This window comes from Streptomyces sp. NPDC059564, from assembly GCF_042735575.1.
Classification (GTDB): domain Bacteria; phylum Actinomycetota; class Actinomycetes; order Streptomycetales; family Streptomycetaceae; genus Streptomyces.
The window spans coordinates 1-22937 of the sequence record NZ_JBHWBP010000050.1 but is presented as its reverse complement, the minus strand read 5'-3'; the positions used below and the strand labels follow the sequence as shown (position 1 = coordinate 22937).

The following is a 22937-nucleotide window of genomic DNA, read 5'->3' as shown; positions in this document are numbered from 1 at the left end:
GTACGAGGGGACTGCGCCGGCTGCGCGCGGGTTCAGAAACGGCCGCCACCGCCCATCCGGCCGCGGGTGCCGCCCCCGCCGAAGGAGCCGGGGCCGCTGCCGCCGCCTCCGCCGAAGCCACCGCCGCCCCCGAAGCCGCCCCGGCCACCGCCGAAGCCGCCCCCGCCGCCCCGGAGGATCTCGCCGAGGATGATCCCGCCGAGCACCGCCCCGCCCCGGCCGCCGCCGGAGCGCTGCCCCGCGTACGGGTTCTGGTACGCCCGGACGTCCTGCTCCGCCAGCTGCTGCGCCTGCCGGGCCAGCGAATCCGCCTGCTGCGCCTCCGCCAGAGCCCCCGCCGGGTCGGTCGGGGCCAGCGACAGCGAGCGCTCCAGGTGCCGCTGCGCCTCCGCCAGCCGGGTCCGGGCCTGGCTGGCGACGGCGCCCCGGCTGGTGGTCACGTAGTCCGTCGCCGCGCCGATCGCGCTGCGGGCCGACAGCAGGGCCTGGTCCAGCAGCGCCGCCGCCCGCTGCCGCCCGCTCTCCCGCTCCCGCGCCCCGGCCAGGGCCTCGTCCAGGGCCGCGTCGGCCTCCTCGACCCGGCGCAGGGCGTCGATCGGGTCGTACCGGCCGGTCGCCACCTCCCCGCGCACGTCGGCCAGTACGGACTCGGCCCGGCCGATGCGGCCCCGCAGGTCGGCGGTGGAGGACCCCTCGGCGGTGCCGGTGAGCAGGCCGCGGGCGTCGGCGAGGTCGGTCTCCGTCTCATTGAGCGCGCCCGTCAGTTTCCCGGCCGCCTCCGCCAGTTCCTGCGCCCGCCGCTCGACCGCGTCCACCAGGGTCGCCGCCTGGTCCACCGCGCCCTCCGCGGCCCGGACGTGCACGGCCGCCTTGCCGTTGTCCCCGGCGTCGATCGCGGCCCGCGCCTCCCCGAGGTGGGTGGTCGCGAACAGCAGCCGGTCCTCCGCCTGACCGGGGTTGGAGGCGACCGGCGCGGACGCGGAGTCCGCGTACCGGGCCGCCAGCGCCGTCAGCGTCGCCGTGGCCGTCGCCGCCCGGCCCGTCAGCGCGTGGAAGCGGGCCTCCACCGTGGCCAGGGCCTGCGGGGCGTTCTTCTCCAGGTCCCGCAGCCGGTCGAAGTCGGCCGATTCGGCGTCCAGCCGCCGGTTCGCCTCCGTGCACCGGGCCACGATCTCGTCCAGCATCCGGCGCCGCGTCGCGTCGTCCTCCGGGTAGGCGTCGTCCAGCTGCTGGCGCAGCCGGAAGGCGTGCGTGAGCTCGCCCTTCGCGTACTCCACGGCCTGGGTGAAGGCCGTGATGGCCTCGTCGCCGAACTGGGCCGAGGCGAAACCGAGTTCCTCGGTACTGGTGCGGATCGCGTCGTCGGTCTCCACCAGCAGCGCCTTGGCCCGCGCGTCCAGCTCCGGCAGCGGCGTCGGCTCCGCCTTCTGTCCGTCCCAGCCCGTGTGGGAGGTCTTCGTACCGCGCCCGCCGCCCCTGCCGCCCGCGCCGCGCTTGCGGCGGCTGTACGCGTACACCCCGAGCGCCCCGGCCGCGCCGACGACGACCACCGGCAGCACGAAGTCCCCGGCCCCGCTCTCGCCGCTCTCGCCGCCGCCGGGATCCGGCGCGCCGGGGGTGATGGCGGGCACCGGCACGGGCAGCCCGCCCAGCACCGCGTCGTAGCCGTTGGCCGCGCCGATCGCCGCGCCCGCCCAGTCGTTCTGCTTCAGCGCGGGCTCGATCGCGGTCCGGGCGACCGTCGCGAGCTGCTCCTCGGTGAAACCGGAGTCCACATCGGCCGAATAGGCGTACTGGCGGGCACCGGTGGCCACCGCCAGCAGGACGTCGTTCTGGCCCAGGCCGTTCTTCTGCGCGGTGGCGTCCGCCCAGCTCTGGGCGGAACGGCCGGAGAAATCACGTACGTACGTGACGAACAGCTGGATCTTGCGGTCGGCGTACAGCTTGTCCAGCGCGGCCGTGACGGCGCCCGCGCGGTCGCCCAGTGCCCCCACGCGGTCGGTGATCTGGCCCTGCTGGGGCAGCGTGACGGGATCCTCGGCCCGGGCGGGCGGCGCCCCGGCCACGCCCCACCCGCCGAACGCCAGCAGCGCGGCGGCGAGGGCCAGTCCGCCGCGCGCGGCCGTGGTGGCGGTGGCGCGGCCCCTCGCGCTGCCGCGCGTCCCGCCGGTCGAACCGCTGCTCGTCGTCCCGCTGCTCGCCCCGCTGCTCGTCCCGCTGCTCGTCTCGCTTCTCCGCGGATACACAATTGGGAGGGTATGGGCGGGTTGGGGCCCCCGCACCCGGAGGCGGCCCCCGCCCTCAGGGCAGCGCGACCGCCGCCAGCTCCGGGCGCGGCAGCACCACGACATCACCGGCCAGCAGCACGTCCCCCGCCCCGGCGGCCGGGTCCTCCCACTGCCGGCGCGGTTTGCCCGTCGTCAGGTCCAGAGCCGCCACGAAGGGCTGCACCGCCTTGCCCAGCAGGCCGCGCCGACCGCCCCGGGAGGCCCTCACGTACAGCACGCCCGGCCGGGTGCCGAGCAGGTCGACGGCGCACGCGCTCGCCTCGCGCCGCACCAGCGGACGCTGCCAGAGCACCGCACCGCTGCGCGCGTCCAGCGCGAACACCACGTCGGCGCCCTGCTCCTGGCGGTACGCGGCCGCGTACACGACGCCGCCCTCGACCAGCAGCCGGGGCGCCGGGACGCCCAGTTCGAACCGCCAGACCTCCTCGCCGGTCCGCCGCCGCACCGCCCGTACGGTCTCCCCGTCCAGGACGTGCACCAGCCCGTCGGCGAAGCCCGGCCCGGCCTGCGCCGGGATCCGCGCGGGGCCCGTCGCGGAGAAGCCGGTCGCCGTGCGCGACCAGGCCCACAGGAGCTCCCCGCTCCGCAGGCGCAGCCCCTGGCGGCCCGTCGCGTCCCGCAGGACCAGGCGGCCGTCCGCCACCGTCAGCGACCGCGACGGGTCCTGCGCCATCCGGTGGACCCACAGCTCCTCGCCGCTCTCCGCGCGCAGCGCCGTCAGCAGGCCGGGCGCCCCGGCGAGCAGCAGCTCCCCGGCCGGGTGCAGCCGCGGCGCCGCGGGCAGGTCCCGCCACCAGCGCACCCGGCCGTCGTGCGGTTCGCGGGCCAGCAGCCGCGCCCCGGGTGCCTCCGTACGCGCCACCGTGACGTACACCGAGTCGGCGTCGGCCGCGCAGTCCACCACGACCCGTCCGGTGAGCGGGGTCGCGGGCACCCCCTCGTCGGCGAAGGCGCTCCAGCGGGTCGCGCCGGTGTCCGCCCGTACGCAGCCCACCTCGGCCCCCGCCCGCCAGACCACGCCCTCCCCGGCGGCGTGCAGGGAGTCCGGGCGGGCTCTGGTCCTCCACCGGCGTCCGTCCGCGGGCGGCGGGGGCCCCGCGGCCCCGTCCGTGAGGACCGTCGCCCCGTGCGACGGCGTGTCGCCGGGCTCCGACGCCACCTCGGCCAGCCAGGGCGTGCCCGCCGATGCCACGCAGTCCAGGGCGATCCGGGCCAGCGCCTGCGCCCGGGCCGCCGCGTCGGGCAGCTCCCGGGCCCGCTGGGCGCGCGTACGGGCCCGTACGGGGTCCAGCGCGGGCCGGGCGCCCTGTTCCACCCGGTCCCGGGCCGCGGCGAGGGAGGCCAGGGCGTGGTCGGCCTTCTCGTCGCCCGCCGTCTCCGGGCGCCGCCCCAGCAGGGCGGCGGCCCGGGTGCGCAGCCGCTCTCCTTCGGGCTGCCCGTCGTGCCGGGCCGCCTCCTCGCGCAGCCAGGCGGCCCGTTCCTCCAGGACCTCGGGGAGTTCCGCCTCCGCCTGGTCCAGGGCCCGGGCCCCGCCGGCCGGGTCCCCGGCCGCGGCGCGGTCCTGGGCCACCTGGCACAGCACCAGGAGCCGGGCCCCGGTGGAGCCGATCCGCTCGCTCAGGCGCAGGGCGGTGTCCAGGCCCCGGGGAGCGACGGCCAGCACCATGTCGTAGGTGGCGGCCGCGCGCAGCCCCGGATCCTGGATCCGGGCCAGCCGCCGCTCGGCCTCCTCGGGGTGGGCCGCGGCCACGGCCGTCGCGATCCGGGCCCGGAGCCGGTTCTCCGCCGGGCCGTCGGTGAAGTGGTAGCCGGTGAGCTGGGCGGCCTGCTCGGGGGCGACCCGGGCCAGTTCCTCCGCCACCGCGCGCAGCGGACCCTGCCGGTCGGTGCCGGGCACGGTGAACAGGGCCTGGCGGGCGTCGGCCAGCAGCCGTGCGGCCCGCGCCGGGGCGTGCGGGGCGGCGTCCTTCGCCAGCCCGGTGAGCAGCCGGGCCACGCGGGCCCCGTCGCCGTCACCGCCGGTCCAGGCGGCGAGTTCGGCGTCGGCGAGCAGCCGGCGGGCGAGGCCCGGGTCGAAGCGGGCGGCGGCGTCCGCGGCGACGGCCAGCACCTCCATACGGGCGGCCCGCTCGGGCGCCACCTCGCGCAGGTCCCCCTCCACCTCGCGCAGCAGCTCCCGCACGAACTCCCGCACGGCCCCCGCCACCCCCCGGCCCCCGGCCCCCGCCGACTCCGCGGAACCCCCGCCCCCGCCCCGGCCTCCGGTCCCGGTCTCCCCCTCGTCCCGGTCCCCGACTCCGGCCCGTGCCCCGACTCCGGCCCGCGCCCCGACTCCGGCCCCGGCCCCGGCACGGTCCCCGGTTCCGACTCCTGCCCCGGCCCCGGCACGGTCCCCGACTCCGGCCCCGGCACGGTCCCCGGTCCCGACTCCTGCCCTGGCCCCCGTCCCGGCCCCGGCGCGGTCCCCGGTCCCCGTCCCGGCCTCGGCTCCGGCACCCGCCACGGCTTGAGCCTCCTGCTCGCGCCTGGCCCCGGCCTCCTGCTCGCGCCCGACCCCGGCCTCCATCCCGGCACGGGCCCCGGTCCGAGACCCGGCCTCGGCACCCGCGCCGGCTTCGGCCTCCCGCTCGCGCCCGGCTCTGGCCCCGGCTTCGACCCCGGTCCCGGCACCCCCGCCGGCTTCGGCCTCCCGCTCGCGCCCGGACCTCGCCCCGGTCCCGGCCTCCTGGTCCCGCCCGACTCCGGCCCCGGCCTCGACTCCGGCCCCGACCCCGACCCCGGCCCCGGGCTCCCGCCCGACCCCGACCCCGGCCCCGGGCTCCCGCCCGGCCCCGGCCCCGACTCCGGCCCCGGGCTCCCGGCCGGCCCCCGGCTCCGCCGGACCCCGCGGGCCCGGGCCGGCGGACAGGGCGCGCAGGGCCTTGCCGACGGCCTGCGCCGACTGGGGCCGGTCCGCCGGGTCCTTCGCCAGCAGGGCCCGCACCAGCCGGTCCAGGTCCGGGGCCACCGGCACCCCCGCCTCGCGCAGCGACAGCGGGGCGTCCTCCACGTGCCGCCGCATCAGTACGTACATGGGCTCGGCCGTGCCGAACGGCGGAGCCCCGCTCAGCAGCGCGTACAGCACGCACCCCAGCGCGTACAGATCGCACCGGGCGTCCACGTGCTCACCCCGCCACTGCTCCGGCGCCATGTACGGCGGGGTGCCGAACATCCGCCCCGTGACCGTCCAGCCCGCCGTCGCGTCCGCGGAGTGCGCGATGCCGAAGTCGCAGATCTTGAGCCGCCCGCCGGGCAGCAGGAAGAGGTTCCCGGGCTTCAGGTCCCGGTGGACCACGGACCGTTCGTGCGCGGCGGCCAGCGCCTCCGCGGTCTGCGCCGCCAGCTCCACCGCGACGGCCGCCGGCAGCCCGCCCCGCTCCCGGGCCAGCACCGCCGCCAGGTCCTCGCCGGACAGCAGCTCCATCACGATGAACAGCCGTCCCTCGTGCTGCCCCACGTCGTGCACGACGGTGATGCCCGGATGCTGCAGCCGCGCCCCGATGGTGGCCTCCCGCCGGAACCGGGCGATCAGCTCCTCGTTGGTCGCGGCCTCCAGCAGCACCTTCACGGCCACGGCACGGTCGAGGGCGAGATCGTGGCCCCGCCACACCTCGCCCATGCCCCCCGCACCGAGCCGCTGGTCCAGCCGGTACCGCTCCGCCAGTAGATCCCCCACCCGCACCGCGAATGCCCCCTGACAACACGCCGATCGACGTTTTCCCAGGGGGCATTCTCTACCGCGAAGTGAACTACCGGGGGTCGGAGCGGCGGCGGATCCTGCTGCCGAGCCACACCAGGGGGTCGTACTTGCGGTCCACGGCGCGCTCCTTCAGCGGGATCAGGGCGTTGTCGGTGATCTTGATGCCCTCCGGGCAGACCTCCGTACAGCACTTGGTGATGTTGCAGTAGCCCAGCCCGTGCTCCTCCTGCGCCGCGCGCTTGCGGTCCAGGCCTGCCTCGGCGGCGGCGTCCAGCGGGTGCATGTCCAGCTCCGCGACCCGCATCAGGAAGCGCGGACCGGCGAAGGCCGGCTTGTTCTCCTCGTGGTCACGCACCACGTGGCAGGTGTCCTGGCACAGGAAGCACTCGATGCACTTGCGGAACTCCTGCGAGCGCTCCACGTCCACCTGCTGCATCCGGTACTCGCCCGCCGCGACCCCCTCCGGCGGCACGAACGCCGGAACCTCCCGCGCCTTGGCGTAGTTGAAGGACACGTCCGTGACCAGGTCCCGGATCACCGGGAAGGCCCGCAGCGGGGTGATCGTGACGGTCTCGTCCCGCTCGAAGACGGACATCCGGGTCATGCACATCAGCCGGGGCCGCCCGTTGATCTCCGCACTGCACGAACCGCACTTGCCCGCCTTGCAGTTCCAGCGCACCGCCAGGTCGGTGGCCTGGGTGGCCTGGAGGCGGTGCACGATGTCCAGGACCACCTCGCCGTCGTGCACCTCGACGGTGAAGTCCCGCAGGTCCCCGCCCTCCGCGTCGCCCCGCCAGACCCGGAAGCGTGCGTCGTAGGTAGTCACTGGAAGAGCTCCTCTTCGGCGAGGTACTTGGCCAGCTCGTCCTTCTCGAACAGCGCGAGCAGGTCCGGGCGGATGGGGTCGGTCCGGGTGCGTACGAGGACGATCCGGTCGGCCGCCGGATCGGCGGGGGCCGGCCCTCCCCCGTCGACGGTCACGGGCCGGCACAGCAGGTTCACCGGCCGCCACTCCCGCTCCATCGCCGGGCAGTCCTCCCGGGTGTGCCCGCCCCGGCTCTCGGTGCGCTCCAGGGCCGCGCGGGCCACGCACTCGCTGACCAGCAGCATGTTCCGCAGGTCCAGCGCCAGGTGCCAGCCCGGGTTGAACTGCCGGTGCCCCTCGACCCCGGCGCGGGCGGCCCGTACGCGCAGTCCGGCCAGCTTCTCCAGGGCCTCGGCCATCTCGGCCTCCCGGCGGATGATCCCGACCAGGTCGTTCATCGTCGTCTGGAGTTCCTGGTGGAGCGTGTACGGGTTCTCCGCGCCCTCCTGCGCGTGGAAGGGGGCCAGCGCCTCGGCGGCCGCCGCGTCGATCTCCGCCTGCGACACCGCGGGGCGCGCACCGCCGGCGGCCGCGGCGTGCTCCGCCGCGTGCAGTCCCGCCCGGCGGCCGAAGACCAGCAGGTCGGACAGGGAGTTGCCGCCGAGCCGGTTCGAGCCGTGCATCCCGCCCGCGACCTCCCCGGCCGCGAACAGCCCCGGCACGCCGACGGTGGCGGCGGTGTCGGAGTCGACCGCGATGCCGCCCATCACGTAGTGGCAGGTCGGGCCGACCTCCATCGGCTCCGCGGTGATGTCCACGTCCGCCAGCTCCTTGAACTGGTGGTACATGGAAGGGAGGCGTCGGCGGATCCTTTCCGCCGGCATCCGCGTGGACACGTCCAGGAACACCCCGCCGTGCGGGGAGCCGCGGCCCGCCTTGACCTCGGAGTTGATGGCCCGGGCCACCTCGTCGCGGGGCAGCAGCTCGGGGGGACGCCGGTTGTGGTCCGGGTCCTCGTACCAGCGGTCGCCCTCCTCCTCCGACTCGGCGTACTTCTCCTTGAAGACGTCCGGGACGTAGTCGAACATGAACCGCTTGCCCTCGCTGTTGCGCAGCACCCCGCCGTCGCCGCGCACCGATTCGGTGACGAGGATCCCCTTCACCGAGGGCGGCCAGACCATGCCGGTCGGGTGGAACTGCACGAACTCCATGTTCAGCAGGGGCGCGCCGGCGAGCAGGGCCAGCGCGTGGCCGTCGCCCGTGTACTCCCAGGAGTTGGAGGTGGTCTTGAAGGACTTGCCGATCCCGCCCGTGGCGAGCACCACCGCCGGGGCCTCCAGCACGAAGAACCGGCCGCTCTCGCGCTCGTAGCAGAAGGTCCCCGAGACCCTCTCCCCGTCCTTCAGCACGCGCGTGACCGTGCACTCCTGGAAGACCTTGAGCCGCGCCTCGTGGTCCCCGTACTCCTTGAAGTCCTCCTGCTGGAGCTGGACGATCTTCTGCTGGAGGGTGCGGATCAGCTCCAGGCCGGTCCGGTCGCCGACGTGCGCGAGGCGAGGGTACTCGTGCCCGCCGAAGTTGCGCTGGGAGATCTTCCCGTCCGGGGTGCGGTCGAAGAGCGCGCCCCAGGTCTCCAGCTCCCAGACCCGGTCCGGGGCCTCCTTCGCGTGCAGTTCGGCCATCCGCCACTGGTTGAGGAACTTCCCGCCGCGCATGGTGTCGCGGAAGTGCACCTGCCAGTTGTCGTGGTCGTTGACGTTGCCCATGGAGGCGGCGATCCCGCCCTCCGCCATCACCGTGTGGGCCTTGCCGAAGAGGGACTTGCAGATCACGGCCGTACGGGAGCCCCGCTCGCGGGCCTCGATCGCGGCCCGCAGCCCGGCGCCGCCCGCGCCGACCACGACCACGTCCCACTGCTGCCGTTCCACCTGTGCCATCTCAGAAGATCCTCGGGTCGGTGATGGTGCCGCTGGCCAGCAGGTACACGTAGAAATCACACAGGGCGACGCTGATCAGGGAGGCCCAGGCCAGTTGCATGTGGCGGGTGTTGAGCCGGCTGACCCAGCCCCACAGGCGGTAGCGCACCGGATGCTTGGAGAAGTGCTTCAGGCGGCCGCCCATGATGTGCCGGCAGGAGTGGCAGGACAGGGTGTAGGCCCAGATCAGCGCGATGTTGACGAGGAACAGCAGGGTTCCCAGCCCCATGTGGCCCCACGCGTAGTGCTCGTCGCGGAAGGTCAGCGCGGTGTCGTACGTGAGGATCCCGGCGACCGGCACCGCCGCGTAGAAGAAGTACCGGTGCGCGTTCTGCAGGATCAGCGGGAAACGGGTCTCGCCCGAGTACGAGGCGTGCGGCTCGGCGACGGCGCAGGCGGGCGGCGAGGCCCAGAAGCCCCGGTAGTAGGCCTTGCGGTAGTAGTAGCAGGTGAGCCGGAAGCCGAGCGGGAAGATCAGGATCAGCAGGGCGGGGGACAGCACCCACCAGCTGCCGAAGAGGTCCAGGTTCGGGCCGCCGCGCATCGTCTCGCAGTTCTCCGCCAGACAGGGCGAGTAGAACGGCGAGACGTACGGGGCCGCGTAGTAGTCGGCGTTCGAGAAGGCCCGCCAGGTCGAGTAGACGATGAAGGCGAGCAGCCCGGCCGCGGTGACGGCGGGCGACAGCCACCACCGGTCGGTGCGCAGGTGCCGGGCCGTGATCGCGGCCCGGGAGGGGCCGTGGACCCCGCCGGGCCGCTGCTGGGGTGGTTCCGTGCCTGTGGCCAAAGGGGACTCCGGGTGGAGTGATGAGGGGTGGCCCAGGAGGCCCGGCCGGGGAGGCCGGGCCAGATGGGTGTGCGCGGACGACGGACCGGGGGCGACGGGCGCCGGAGCGTCAGGGGGCGCGGCGGTCGCGCGCGCCCAGGCCCTCGTCGTCGGTGTCCGTCCACAGCGTGCTGTCGTACGGGGTGTCCGGGACGGTGACCATCCGGTCCGGGTCGGGGGTCTTGGGGGCGGTCGGCGACTGCCGGGCGACGTCCTGCTCCAGCCGTTCCACGGATCGGACCAGCTCGTTCAGATTGCGTCGTACGGCCGTCAGATCGTCTTGCAGGGACATGACGTGACCTCACTTCCGCGGGTGCGATGGCAACGCTCACGGGCGCCTGCGAGTGTCGCGCCTCCCGTCCCCGGTTGTGAAGGGACGTGCAGCGATTGCGGGCGCGCAGGCTCGAACCGTGCGCCCCTCCCTGACCCCATTTTCATCCCTCGTCCGGAGGAACGCGCGCCCGTACGCAAGCGGGATTGGTCCGCACGGGTGGGGTTCGCGGCGTGGCGAGTGCCCCCTGCGGAGCACCCGGCGGGCTGTCTATTTCAGTGGGTTCCGGCACCAGTGTGATCAGCTCCATATACCGCCGAACGTGATCAAGAGCGCCCTCTTTCACGGCCCCCACGCCCCGCCCCGGAGGTACCACCCATGACCCAGAGAACGCGCAGGTCCTTGGCGCTCCTCACCTCGGGAGTCCTTGCGCTGCCGCTCCTCGCGGGCTGCGGGGCGGGTGAGGACGAGGGCGGGCCGGCCGCCGCGGGGCCGGACATCGCGGTGACGGCGCGCGACCGCGTCGCCGACGGCGGCGTCCTGCGCTGGGCGGTGGACGCCCTCCCGGAGACGCTGAACACCTTCCAGGCCGACGCGGACGCGACCACCTCGCGCATCGCGGGCGCGGTCCTGCCGCAGCTGTTCGTCCTGGACGCCAAGGGCCGGCCCGTGGCGAACCCCGACTACCTGGAGAAGGCCGAGGTCGTCGAGCGGGAGCCGAAGCAGGTCGTCCTGTACAAGCTGAACCAGAAGGCGGTGTGGAGCGACGGCCGCGAGATCGGCGCCGCCGACTTCGTCGCCCAGTGGCGGGCCCTGAACGGCAAGGACTCGGCCTACTGGACGGCCCGCAACGCCGGGTACGACCGGATCGAGAAGATCGAGCGCGGCAAGAGCGACCTGGAGGTCAAGGTCACCTTCGCCAAGCCGTACGGCGACTGGCGCTCCCTGTTCAGCCCGCTCTACCCGAAGCAGGTCATGGGCACCCCGGAGGCCTTCAACGAGGGCGCCCGCGGCACCCTCAAGGTCACCGCCGGACCCTTCGGCCTCGGGGCCATCGACAAGAAGACCGGCACCGCGGCCCTGACCCGCAATCCGCGCTGGTGGGGCCGGTCGGCGAAGCTGGACACGGTCGTCCTGACGGCGGTGCCCCGCGCGGGCCGTCCGGCCGCGCTGGCCGCCGGGAAGATCGACCTGGCGGAGATCGACCGCGCGGGCGCCGACCGCATCGCCCTCGCCCAGCGCGACGCCGGCCAGGTGAACGGGGCGCACGGCCCCGGGGCCTCGCTGACCCCCGCGCAGGCCACCCTCTCCTGGGCGCTGGCCCACGGCCCCGACGAGAACAGGGCCAAGGAGGAGCAGGAGAAGCGCGAGAAGAACGCGGAGGCCGTGAAGAAGTACGCGGCGGAGCAGTCGGCGCTGCGGTCCTTCACCGTCCGCAAGTCGCTGGAGCCCGCGTACACCCAGCTGGCCATGAACGGGGCCTCCGGCCCGCTGTCCGACGAGCGGGTCCGGCGGGCGGTGGCCCGGGCCCTGGACCGCAAGGAACTGGCCGAGATCGTACTGAAGCCGCTCGGCCTGCCCGCGAAGCCGGTCGGCAGCCACCTGGCGCTGGCCGGGCAGCAGGCGTACGCGGACAACAGCGACGCCCTGGGCGGACAGGACACCCAGGCGGCCCAGGCGCTGCTGTCGGACGCGGGCTGGCGCAAGAACGGCAAGCTCACCGAGCCGGGGGGCGCGAAGGCGGGCTCCGAGAGCGACGACGGCACGAAGAAGGACGACTCCAAGACCCCCGCGGTGACCCCCTCGGGCCCGGGCACCGGCAACGACGGCCTCTACATCGTCGGCCAGGACGACCGCAACGGAGACCTCCGCCCCGCCGCCGCCCGCAAGGCCCGCGCGGGCCACGGCGAACACGGCGCGCGCCTCGCCGGCGGACTCCACACCTTCCCCGAGGGCCCCGCGGAGTTCGACGGGGAGATCGTGGACGCCGACTCCTTCGCCCCGGGCGCCCGCCCGGAGCTGTCCCCGGTGCTGGCCCCGGACTCCCTCGCCGCCCAGCAGGAGGACGCCCTGCTGACCCAGGCCCGCACCATCGACGACGGCAAGCGCGCCGCTGCCGCGGCGGCCGACTCCGACGCCGACGCCGACGACAAGGAACCCGCCAGGGCCACCCCGGCCCCCGCCCCCGCCAAGCAGGCCGGCCGCACCTCCGGCGCCGTCCTCGCCAAGGACGGCAAGCCGCTCACCCTGCGCTTCGTCCTCCCGGCCGGACCCGGCTCGGAGGCCCTGCGCACGGTCGGCGAGCGGATCTCCCGGATGCTCCAGAAGATCGGGGTCGCCACCGAGCTGAAGAAGGTCTCCGACGAGAGCTTCTTCAAGGACCACGTCGCCTCGGGCCAGTACGACCTGGCGCTCTACTCCTGGCCCGCGACGGCCTACCCGGCCACCGACGCCCGGCCCATCTTCGCCAAGCCGGAGCCGGCCGCCGACGGCTCGCTCGTCGTCGAACAGAACTACACCCGGGTCGGCACCGACCACATCGACCAGCTCTTCGACCAGGCGGCCGGTGAGCTCGACGAGGCGCAGGCCCGGGAGCTGATGCGCAAGGCGGACGCCCGGATCTGGGCCGCGGCCGGCTCCATCCCGCTCTACCAGCGCCCCGAGCTGGTCGCGGCCAAGCCGGGCCTGGCCAACGCGGGGGCCTTCGGCCTCGGAGCGCCCCGCTACCAGGACATCGGCTGGATGAAGCCGCCCACGGCGAAGGACGCCAAGAAGAAGTAGCCGCCGAGAACAAGTGGTGAAAAAGGGGGGCCTGTCAGGTTGACCGACGGGTAGCAAGCTCAGATGTGACTCAAGTCCCTTGCCCGCCGGATCCCCGGCGGGCAAGGTCGTGGATACCCATTGACCCGCATGAACACAGGCTTTTCCCACGGCCGGGACCCCCCACCCCGAACCCGGCCCTCCTCAGTCGTCCGGCCTCTTGACAGACCCCCCGGCAGGCGGTTCCCGCCAGCCGACGTACGATGGGGTAAGGCCGTGGCAGGTTTTCCGCCCGGTCGAGGCGCGCGTGCCGGACCGTACGCGTCGCCATCCACGATCCCGGGAGAAGCGCCGAAGTGCCCACGCGCCACGACATCCGTAACGTCGCCATCGTCGCCCACGTCGACCATGGCAAGACGACCATCGTCGATGCCATGCTCAAGCAGGCCGGTGCCTTCGCCGCCCACCAGCACCTCGACGACCGCATGATGGACTCGAACGACCTGGAGCGTGAGAAGGGCATCACGATCCTCGCCAAGAACACGGCGGTGAAGTATCACCCCAAGGACGGCGGGGCGCCCATCACGATCAACATCATCGACACCCCCGGCCACGCCGACTTCGGTGGTGAGGTCGAGCGCGGTCTGTCGATGGTGGACGCCGTCGTTCTGCTGGTGGACGCCTCCGAGGGTCCGCTGCCCCAGACCCGCTTCGTCCTGCGCAAGGCCCTGCAGGCGAAGATGCCGGTCATCCTCTGCATCAACAAGACCGACCGCCCGGACTCCCGGATCGACGAGGTCGTCAACGAGACGTACGACCTCTTCCTGGACCTGGACGCGGACGAGGACCAGATCGAGTTCCCGATCGTCTACGCCTGCGGCCGTGACGGCGTGGCCTCGCTGACCAAGCCGGAGGACGGCACCGTCCCCGCGGACAGCACCAGCCTGGAGCCGTTCTTCTCCACCATCCTGGAGCACGTCCCCGCCCCGGTGTACGACGACGAGGCGCCGCTCCAGGCCCACGTCACCAACCTGGACGCCGACAACTTCCTCGGCCGCATCGCGCTGCTCCGCGTCGAGCAGGGCGAGCTGCGCAAGGGCCAGACCGTCACGTGGATCAAGCGTGACGGCACCCAGTCCAACGTCCGCATCACCGAGCTGATGATGACCGAGGCGCTCACCCGCAAGCCGGCCGAGGTGGCGGGCCCGGGTGACATCTGCGCGGTCGCCGGCATCCCCGACATCATGATCGGCGAGACCCTGGCCGACCCGGAGAACCCGATCGCCCTGCCGCTGATCTCGGTGGACGAGCCGGCGATCTCCATGACCATCGGTACGAACACCTCCCCGATGGTCGGCCGCGGCGGCAGCGGCAAGGGCGCGGACGCGAAGTCCGCGGTCAAGGACCGCAAGGTCACCGCCCGCCAGGTCAAGGACCGCCTCGACCGCGAGCTGATCGGTAACGTCTCGCTCCGCGTGCTCGACACCGAGCGTCCGGACGCCTGGGAGGTCCAGGGCCGTGGTGAGCTCGCGCTCGCCATCCTGGTCGAGCAGATGCGCCGCGAGGGCTTCGAGCTGACCATCGGCAAGCCGCAGGTCGTCACGCAGGAGATCGACGGCAAGACCCACGAGCCGGTCGAGCGCATGACGATCGACGTCCCCGAGGAGCACATGGGCGCGGTCACGCAGCTCATGGGCGTCCGCAAGGGCCGCATGGACAACATGTCGAACCACGGCTCCGGCTGGGTCCGCATGGAGTTCGTCGTCCCGTCGCGCGGTCTCATCGGCTTCCGTACGGAGTTCCTCACGGGCACGCGCGGTACCGGTATCGCCCACTCCATCCACGAGGGCCACGAGCCGTGGTTCGGCCCGCTGGTCACCCGTAACAACGGTTCGCTGGTCGCGGACCGCGCGGGTTCGGTCACGCCGTTCGCGATGATCAACCTGCAGGAGCGCGGCGTCCTGTTCACCGACCCCGGCACCGAGGTGTACGAGGGCATGATCGTCGGCGAGAACTCGCGCTCCGACGACATGGACGTGAACATCACCAAGGAGAAGAAGCTCACCAACATGCGTGCGGCTTCCGCGGACAACACCGAGAACGTGGTGCCGCCCCGCAAGCTCTCCCTGGAGCAGTCCCTGGAGTTCTGCCGCGACGACGAGTGCGTCGAGGTGACCCCGGAGGCCGTCCGCATCCGCAAGGTCGTCCTGGACCAGAAGGACCGCTCGCGCACCGCGTCGCGCGCCAAGTCCGCCAAGTAGGCCCGTAGCGCCCCGAGTCGTACACCAGTCGGACAGTGTCCGATAGGCGTATGGCTGGAAGCAGCCCCTCCCCGCACCGGACCGGTGTGGAGAGGGGCTGTTGCCGTTTGTCAAGCGGATTGTTGTGTTCTGGTGTCCGCATTCCGACCGTGACACTCCGGATGGTGAGCTAACCGTCCGTTTCGCACGTGTCTGTCTCCTATCCGTTTGTCCGGATTTCGGGTTTTCGCCATGCGGTGATGTTGTGAAAACGAGACCACTTAAGTGTGGTTTACGGTCTGTGCGTCCCTGAGGATGGCTCCATTGAGCTCGGGTCAATGGGTCACACGCTGTGGGGAGCGTCGACTCACGAGCACACACGATGGGACCGGATTTCGCTGTCAGGGGTGTCAGCGGGAGCCGGGTCCTTCACGAATCGACAGTGACTCCTGAGGAGGCAATTACCCATGCGCGGAGCAACGAGCGCCAAGTGGGTCGTGGGCGCGATCGTCGTCGCCCTGGCGGCAACGGCATGCAGTGGCGGAGACGACAAGGGCTCGGCCGATGCCAAGGGCGGTGTGTTCCGTCTCGGCCTGACCGAGCCGACCGCCATCGACCCGTTCAACGCGCAGGAGTCCGAGGGCTCGCTGATCACGCACAACCTCTTCACCGGTCTGTACAACGTCGAGGCCAACGGCAAGCTGACGCCGGCGCTCGCGGAGTCCGCGACCACCAGTGACGACGGCAAGGTCTGGACGTTCAAGCTCAAGGCCGGCACCAAGTTCACCAACGGTGAGACGGTGGACGCCGAGTCCTTCGTCCGCGGCTGGACCCGTGTCGCCGACAAGAAGTCGGCCTCGGACGTCGCGTACCACATGGCCGGCATCGCCGGTTACGACGACCTCAACGGCGGCAAGACCGACAAGTTCGCCGGTCTGAAGGCCGTCGACGCCAACACCCTCGAAGTGACGCTGGCCAAGGGCGACTTCGAGTTCGACAAGAAGACCGTCCACACGGTCTTCGCCCCGGTCCCGAAGGTCGCCGGCGCTGCCGACAACAAGGCGTACAACGACGCCCCGATCGGCAACGGCGCCTTCAAGATGAAGGGCGCCTGGGAGCACAACAAGTCGATCACGCTCGTCCGCAACGACGACTACGGCTTCGAGAAGGCCAAGCTCGGCAAGGTCGAGATCTCGATCCTGAACCCGAACAACACCGCGACCCTGGAGTACCAGGGCTTCCAGTCGGGCACCTTCGACTGGGCGCGCATGCCCACGCCGCAGCAGCCGGTGGCGAAGCAGAAGTACAGCCCGAAGGGCCAGTGGATCGAGGCCGACACCAGCGGTATCAACTACCTGGTGGCCTTCAACCAGAACGCTCCGCTGAACACGCCGGACGCCCGCAAGGCCATCTCCTACGCGATCGACCGCGAGGCCATCGCCAAGGGTGTCTTCCAGGGCATGCAGAAGCCGGCCTCCACCGTCCTGCCGCCGTCGTTCGCCGACGTGTACCAGGAGGGCGTGTGCACCTCCTGCGTCAAGCAGGACACCGCCAAGGCCAAGGAGCTCGCGGAGAAGTCGGGCCTGAAGCCGGGCACCGTCCTCGACTTCGGCTACAACACCGGCTCGGGCCACGAAGAGTGGGTCCAGGCCGTCGCGCAGCAGCTGAAGGACGTCCTCGGCCTCGAGGTCAAGCTGAACGGCAAGCCGTTCAAGGAGGCCCTGGCCGAGCAGCAGGACAAGAAGACCGCCGGTCTCTGGCGTTCCGCCTGGGGTGCCGACTACCCGACGGCCGACAACTTCCTGTTCCCGCTGCTGGGCTCCGGTTCCATCAACGAGGACCCGGCCACCGGCAAGGCCCAGGGTGACAACCGCGGCCGCTACAACAGCCCGGAGTTCGACAAGCTCCTGGACCAGGCCCGCGCCACGAAGGACGCCGCCGCCCGCGCCGGCATCTACAAGCAGGCCGAGAAGCTCGCGGTCGACACCGACCAGGGCCTCATCCCGCTGTGGAAGCGCACCCAGTTCCGTCTCGCGAACACCACCAAGTTCGACAACGTGAAGATGGACTTCTTCGAGGACCCGAACCTCGCGGAGATCACGCTCAAGTAATGCCTCTTCAGTTGGCATAGCGAAGGTCGTGGAGGTCGGAGCACTTCTTCCGGTCTCCACGGCCTTCGTCCACCTCCGGGCACACCCCCAGATCCGGTGCCCGGTCGCGGCCTCTCGTCCCGATCGGACGATGCCGCCAACACCCATGCTTAGTAAGTGAAGGAGGCATCGTGGGCAGTTATGTGATCAGGCGGCTCGGGCAGATGGTCGTCGTCCTCTTCGGTGCGACGGTCGTGCTCTTCGCCTGTCTCTTCGTCCTCCCCGGCGACCCCGTGGGTTCGCTCGGCGGAGACAAGGCCCGTGATCCGGCGGTGGTCCATGAACTCAGGGAGCGCTACGGACTCAATGACCCGCTCCCCGTCCAGTACGGCAACTTCGTCAAGAACCTGGCCAAGGGCGACCTGGGTGAGGACTACACCCAGCGCCGGCCGGTGACGGAGATCCTGTCGCCGAAGCTGGTCAACACCGCCGAACTGGCGGTCGCGGCGATCGTCATCGACATTGCCATCGGAGTTTTCGCGGGCATGATCGCCGCGCTGTTCAGGTACTCCTTCTGGGACGTACTGATCACCCTGCTCACGACCCTCGCCGTCGGTTTCCCGTCGTTCGTCATCGGCATGGTGCTGCTCTCGACCTTCGTCGTGGACCTCGGCTGGTTCCCGCTGATCTCCGACGGCTCGTTCAACTCCCTGATCCTGCCGGCCTTCACGCTCGCGATCCTGGACGCCGCACTGGTGGCCCGGCTCATGCGCGGCACCATGCTCGAGGTGCTCAAGGCCGACTACGTCAAGACGGCCGTGGCCAAGGGCCTGCCGCGGCGGACGGTGCTGTTCAAGCACGTCATGCGCAACTCGATCATCCCGGTCATCACCTACCTGGGTATCTCGTTCGGCTCCCTGCTCGGCGGCGCGCTGATCACCGAGGCCATCTTCAACTGGGACGGCATCGGCCTGGCCCTGGTCATGGCGATCCAGCAGCAGAACAACCCGATCATCATCGGAGTCGTCTCCTTCGGTGTCGCCGTGTTCGTGGTGCTGAACCTCATCGTCGACCTGTTGTACGCGGTCCTCGACCCGCGCATCCGTCTCGCCTGAGCCAAGGCAGTTTCTAGGAGTCACACCCATGACCGAGCTCACCAAGAGCACAGCGGACTCGGGGACCGCGCAACCGGCCGCTGCCACCGCTGCCGCCGGCGCCGCGAACGCGGAGCCCGCCATCGCCCGTGTCACGCAGTGGGGCGAGATCCGCCACCGCTTCGTCGCCAACAAGCTGGCCGTCTTCGGCCTGATCCTGGTCCTCCTGCTGTTCCTGACGGCAGCCCTGGCGCCGCTGATCGCGCCGGTGGACCCGTACCACCAGGACCTCACGAACACCCTCGCCGAGCCGAGTTCCGCGCACCTGCTGGGCACCGACGCCCTCGGCCGCGACCAGTTCTCCCGCATCATCTACGGCAGCCGCATCGCCGTCGTCGTCGGTCTCGCGTCGATCTTCCTGGCCTGCGCCATCGGCATCGTCATCGGCGCCCTCTCCGGCTACTTCGGCAAGGCCACCGACTCGATCCTGATGCGCATAGCCGACGTCTTCTTCGCCTTCCCGCTGCTCATCGGCGCCATCGTGATCATCATCGCGATGGGCCGCGGAGTGCTCCCGGTGATCATCTCGCTGGCCGTCTTCTCCTGGCCGACGGTCTCGCGGCTGCTGCGCAGCTCGATCCTGTCGGTGCGCGAGGCGGACTACGTGCACGCCGCGCGCGCCCTGGGCGCCGGCACCTCGCGGATCATCATCCGCCACATCATCCCCAACTCCATCGCCGCGGTGATGGCCTACGCCGCCTTCAGCGTCGGCGGCGCCATCGTCGCCGAGGCGGCGCTGTCCTTCCTGGGCGTGGGCGTCAGCCCCGAGGTCCCGGAGTGGGGCAACATGCTGGCCGGCGCCAAGGACTTCCTCGGTGTCAAGGACTTCCTCTGGATCTACCCGTCCATCGCGATCGTGATGACCGTCCTGGGCTTTGTTTTCGTCGGCGATGGGCTGCGTGACGCCCTTGACCCGAAGCTGCGCTAGGAGGGCGGCTCTCACATGACTACTTCGAAAACCACAGAAGAGCTGCCGCGCCAGCGCGCGGGAGACGACGAGACCCCCGTCCTCGAAGTGCGCGACCTGCACGTCGAGTTCCAGACCCGCGAAGGCGTGGTCCGGGCCGTCAACGGTGTCAACTACAGCGTCAAGTCCGGCGAGACCCTCGCCGTGCTCGGCGAGTCCGGCTCCGGCAAGTCCGTGACCGCGCAGGCGATCATGGGCATCCTCGACTCGCCCCCCGGGCGGGTCGCCAAGGGCGAGATCCTCTTCCAGGGCCAGGACATCCTGAAGATGTCGGAGGCCGAGCGGCGCAAGCTGCGCGGCCCGAAGATGGCGATGATCTTCCAGGACGCGCTGTCCGCGCTGAACCCGGTGTTCTCCGTGGGCAACCAGCTGGGCGAGATGTTCCGCGTCCACCAGGGCATGTCCAAGAAGGACGCCAAGGCCAAGGCCATCGAGCTGATGGACCGGGTGAAGATCCCCGCTGCCAAGGCCCGGGTCGACGACTACCCGCACCAGTTCTCCGGCGGTATGCGCCAGCGCATCATGATCGCCATGGCGCTGGCCCTGGAGCCGGACCTGATCATCGCGGACGAGCCCACCACGGCGCTCGACGTGACGGTCCAGGCCCAGGTCATGGACCTGCTCGCGGACCTCCAGCGCGAGTACTCCATGGGTCTGATCCTGATCACCCACGACCTCGGCGTCGTCGCCGACGTGGCCGACAAGATCGCCGTGATGTACGCGGGCCGCATCGTCGAGCAGGCCCCGATCCACGAGCTGTACAAGCGCCCGGCGCACCCGTACACCCGTGGTCTGCTGGACTCGATCCCGCGCCTGGACCAGAAGGGCCAGGAGCTCTACGCGATCAAGGGCCTGCCGCCCAACCTGCTGAAGGCGCCCTCCGGCTGCGCCTTCAACCCGCGCTGCCCCAAGGCGCAGGACATCTGCCGTACCGACGTGCCGGCCCTCCAGCTGGTCACCGAGCAGGACGGCACCGAGCTGGTCGGCCGCGGCAGCGCCTGCCACTTCTGGAAGGAGCAGATCCATGGCTGAGCTGGGCAAGACGGACGAGGCCGTGGACACCGCCGCAGCCCCCGCCGAGGAGGTGCTGGCCGCCTTCGACGCCCCCGTCGAGCGGGGCGAGCCGATCCTGCAGGTGCGCAACCTGGTCAAGCACTTCCCGCTGACCCAGGGCATGCTCCTCAAGCGCCAGGTCGGCGCGGTCAAGGCGGTCGACGGGATCTCCTTCGACCTCTACCAGGGCGAGACCCTGGGCATCGTCGGCGAGTCCGGCTGTGGCAAGTCCACGGTGGCCAAGCTGCTGATGCTGCTGGAGACCGCCACGGCGGGCGAGGTCCTCTACAAGGGCCAGGACATCACCAAGCTGTCGGGCAAGGCCCTGAAGGCCGTCCGCCGCAACATCCAGATGGTGTTCCAGGACCCGTACACCTCGCTGAACCCGCGCATGACGGTCGGCGACATCATCGGGGAGCCCTTCGAGATCCACCCCGAGGTGGCTCCCAAGGGCGACCGGCGCCGCAAGGTCCAGGAGCTCCTGGACGTCGTGGGCCTGAACCCGGAGTACATCAACCGCTACCCGCACCAGTTCTCCGGCGGCCAGCGCCAGCGCATCGGCATCGCCCGCGGCCTCGCGCTCAACCCGGAGATCATCATCTGCGACGAGCCGGTCTCCGCGCTCGACGTGTCGGTGCAGGCGCAGGTCATCAACCTGATGGCGAAGCTGCAGGATGAGTTCAACCTCTCCTACCTCTTCATCGCGCACGACCTGTCGATCGTCCGGCACATCTCGGACCGCGTGGGCGTGATGTACCTGGGCAAGATGGCCGAGATCGGAACCGATTCCGAGATCTACGACCACCCGACCCACCCGTACACCCAGGCCCTGCTCTCCGCCGTGCCGGTGCCGGACCCGGAGGCCCGCGAGGGCCGGGAGCGGATCATCCTCACCGGTGAGGTCCCCTCCCCGGCGAACCCGCCGTCGGGCTGCCGCTTCCGCACCCGCTGCTGGAAGGCCGAGGACAAGTGCTCCGTCGAGGAGCCGCTGCTCGCGATCCCGCAGCGCTTCAAGGGCGTGGACACCCTGGCCGCGCACGAGTCGGCCTGCCACTTCGCGGAGGAGAAGGCGGTTCTGGCCGTCTGATCCCCTTCAGAGTGCCGACGGGGCACAGTCGCTCTGACTGTGCCCCGTCCGGCGTTCTCCCGGGCCCGGCGCCTCGCGGCAGGCCCCTCGTCGCCCCGGGAACGGGACCGCTCAGGTTTGGCTTACGGTCCGGGTGTCCCCGAGGATGGCTCCATCGAGCTCGTGTCAATCGGTCACGCGGAGTGCGGAGCGGCGGCTCGCGAGCCCCCACCACGACAGTGACTCCTGAGGAGGCAGTACCCATGCGCGGAGCAACGAGCGCCACGTGGGTCGTCGGTGCCGTCGTCGTGGCGATGACCGCCACGGCGTGCAGCGGCGGCGACGACTCGAAGGCCGGCGGCAAGGCCGGCGGGCACATCAGCGTGGTGCTCGCCGAGCCGCAGCACGGCCTGATCGGTCAGGACACCTCGGAGTCCGAGGGGGCCGAGGTCCTGCACGCGCTCTTCACCGGCCTGGTCTCGTACGACACCAAGACCAACGAGCCGAAGCTCGCACTCGCCGAGTCCATCGAGACCACGGACTCGAAGACCTGGACCATCAAGATCAAGGACGGGTTCACCTTCCACAACGGTGAGAAGGTCGACGCGCAGTCGTTCGTCCGTGCCTGGAACTGGGGGGCGAGCCAGGAGAACGCCGCCGCGATGATGGGCTCCTTCTCCAAGATCGAGGGCTCGGACGAGCTGGCTCCGGGCAAGGGCAAGACGCCCACGGCCAAGGAGCTCAAGGGCCTCAAGGTCGTCGACACCAAGACCTTCGTCGTCACGCTGAAGGCACCGTTCTCCCAGTTCAAGACCACGCTGGGGTCCAGCGCCTTCTACCCGCTGCCCAAGGCGTTCGAGGCCGACCCGCGGAAGTTCGGCGAGGCCCCGATCGGGAACGGCCCGTTCCGGATGGACGGTCCCTGGCAGCACAACAAGCAGATCAGCCTCAAGCGGTACGACAAGTACCCGGACGAGGGCCGCGCGAAGCTCGCCGGCGTGACCTTCAAGATCTACGACAACCTCGACACCGCGTACAACGACCTGAACAACGGCGCGCTGCAGATAGTCGACAAGCTGCCGGTCTCCGCGCTCGCCAACGTCTCCGAGGAGTTCGGGGACCGCTACATCTACAAGCCGGAATCGACGGTCGGCTACATCGGCTTCCCGCTGGAGGCCGATCCCCAGTCCTTCGGCAAGCCCGAGATCCGCAAGGCGATCTCGATGGCCATCGACCGGGACGCCCTCGCGAAGACCATCTTCAACGGCACCCGCAAGGCGGCCGACGACTTCATCAGCCCGATCGTCCCCGGATACCGCAAGGGCGCCCTCGGAGAGGCCGGTACGTACAACCCGGCCAAGGCGAAGGAGCTGTTCCAGCGGGCCGGCGGCATTCCCGGCAACACGATGGAACTCGGCTACAACACCGACGGCAACCACAAGGAGTGGATCGAGGCCGTCGCCCAGCAGCTGAAGACGAACCTCGGCCTCGACGTCACCACCAAGCAGTACCAGAAGTCCGGCGACCTGCTGGACGACCTGAAGGCCCAGAAGTTCAAGGGTGCCTTCCGCACGGGCTGGAGCATGGACTACCCGGCGGCGGAGAACTACCTGCGTCCGGTCTTCTCGAAGGAAGCCATCGCCAACGGCTCCAACTACGGGCACTACCGGAGCGACGAGTTCGAGGCGGCCCTCGCCGCCGC

At 71.4% G+C, this 22937-nt stretch carries 14 protein-coding genes; 8 read left to right on the top strand and 6 right to left on the bottom strand.

Annotated elements, in window-relative coordinates:
• Window positions 1-32: 32 nt before the first annotated feature.
• The 6 genes from ACFV0Q_RS12260 to ACFV0Q_RS12235 form a co-directional block, all read right to left on the bottom strand.
• Window positions 33-2108: a TPM domain-containing protein gene (locus ACFV0Q_RS12260; RefSeq protein WP_385004244.1), complete on the bottom strand. Its 2076-nt coding sequence runs from the start codon at window positions 2106-2108 to the stop codon at window positions 33-35.
• Window positions 2109-2301: 193 nt separating this feature from the next.
• Window positions 2302-6003, bottom strand: coding sequence for a protein kinase (locus tag ACFV0Q_RS12255; RefSeq protein WP_385004225.1), 3702 nt, complete (start codon window positions 6001-6003; stop codon window positions 2302-2304).
• A gap of 73 nt (window positions 6004-6076) precedes the next feature.
• Window positions 6077-6853, bottom strand: coding sequence for a succinate dehydrogenase/fumarate reductase iron-sulfur subunit (locus tag ACFV0Q_RS12250; protein ID WP_385004223.1), 777 nt, complete (start codon window positions 6851-6853; stop codon window positions 6077-6079).
• Window positions 6850-8769: a fumarate reductase/succinate dehydrogenase flavoprotein subunit gene (locus tag ACFV0Q_RS12245; protein ID WP_385004221.1), complete on the bottom strand. Its 1920-nt coding sequence runs from the start codon at window positions 8767-8769 to the stop codon at window positions 6850-6852. Before ACFV0Q_RS12245 ends, ACFV0Q_RS12250 begins: the two co-directional genes overlap by 4 nt.
• Window position 8770: 1 nt before the next feature.
• Window positions 8771-9595 carry a hypothetical protein gene (locus ACFV0Q_RS12240; RefSeq protein ID WP_385004219.1) on the bottom strand — a complete coding sequence of 275 codons (825 nt, stop codon included), beginning with the start codon at window positions 9593-9595 and terminating at the stop codon, window positions 8771-8773.
• 109 nt (window positions 9596-9704) lie between these two features.
• Entirely contained in the window at window positions 9705-9926 is a 222-nt protein-coding gene (locus ACFV0Q_RS12235; RefSeq protein ID WP_266574119.1) for a hypothetical protein, read from the bottom strand.
• 357 nt (window positions 9927-10283) lie between these two features.
• Here ACFV0Q_RS12235 and ACFV0Q_RS12230 point away from each other — a divergent pair, with 357 nt between their 5' ends.
• From ACFV0Q_RS12230 to ACFV0Q_RS12195, 8 genes are all read left to right on the top strand, one after another.
• On the top strand, window positions 10284-12686 hold the full coding sequence (locus tag ACFV0Q_RS12230) for an ABC transporter family substrate-binding protein (protein WP_385004216.1): 2403 nt from the start codon (window positions 10284-10286) through the stop codon (window positions 12684-12686).
• Between the two features lie 335 nt (window positions 12687-13021).
• On the top strand, window positions 13022-14926 hold the full coding sequence (gene typA / locus ACFV0Q_RS12225; RefSeq protein WP_385004214.1) for a translational GTPase TypA: 1905 nt from the start codon (window positions 13022-13024) through the stop codon (window positions 14924-14926).
• Window positions 14927-15372: 446 nt separating this feature from the next.
• A complete protein-coding gene (locus ACFV0Q_RS12220) occupies window positions 15373-17016 on the top strand; it encodes an ABC transporter substrate-binding protein (protein ID WP_385004212.1) in 1644 nt (547 codons plus the stop codon).
• A 170-nt stretch (window positions 17017-17186) separates the two neighbouring features.
• Window positions 17187-18110 (top strand): ABC transporter permease, encoded by a 924-nt coding sequence (locus ACFV0Q_RS12215; RefSeq protein WP_385004210.1) that lies wholly within the window; start codon window positions 17187-17189, stop codon window positions 18108-18110.
• A gap of 28 nt (window positions 18111-18138) precedes the next feature.
• Complete coding sequence (locus tag ACFV0Q_RS12210) at window positions 18139-19077, top strand: ABC transporter permease (RefSeq protein WP_385004208.1); 939 nt, start codon at window positions 18139-18141, stop codon at window positions 19075-19077.
• 15 nt (window positions 19078-19092) lie between these two features.
• Window positions 19093-20148: an ABC transporter ATP-binding protein gene (locus ACFV0Q_RS12205; protein WP_385004206.1), complete on the top strand. Its 1056-nt coding sequence runs from the start codon at window positions 19093-19095 to the stop codon at window positions 20146-20148.
• Complete coding sequence (locus ACFV0Q_RS12200) at window positions 20141-21256, top strand: ABC transporter ATP-binding protein (protein WP_385004204.1); 1116 nt, start codon at window positions 20141-20143, stop codon at window positions 21254-21256. Before ACFV0Q_RS12205 ends, ACFV0Q_RS12200 begins: the two co-directional genes overlap by 8 nt.
• Window positions 21257-21498: 242 nt before the next feature.
• Window positions 21499-22937 (top strand): ABC transporter substrate-binding protein (locus ACFV0Q_RS12195; protein WP_385004202.1); only part of this gene is annotated, 1439 nt, incomplete at its 3' end.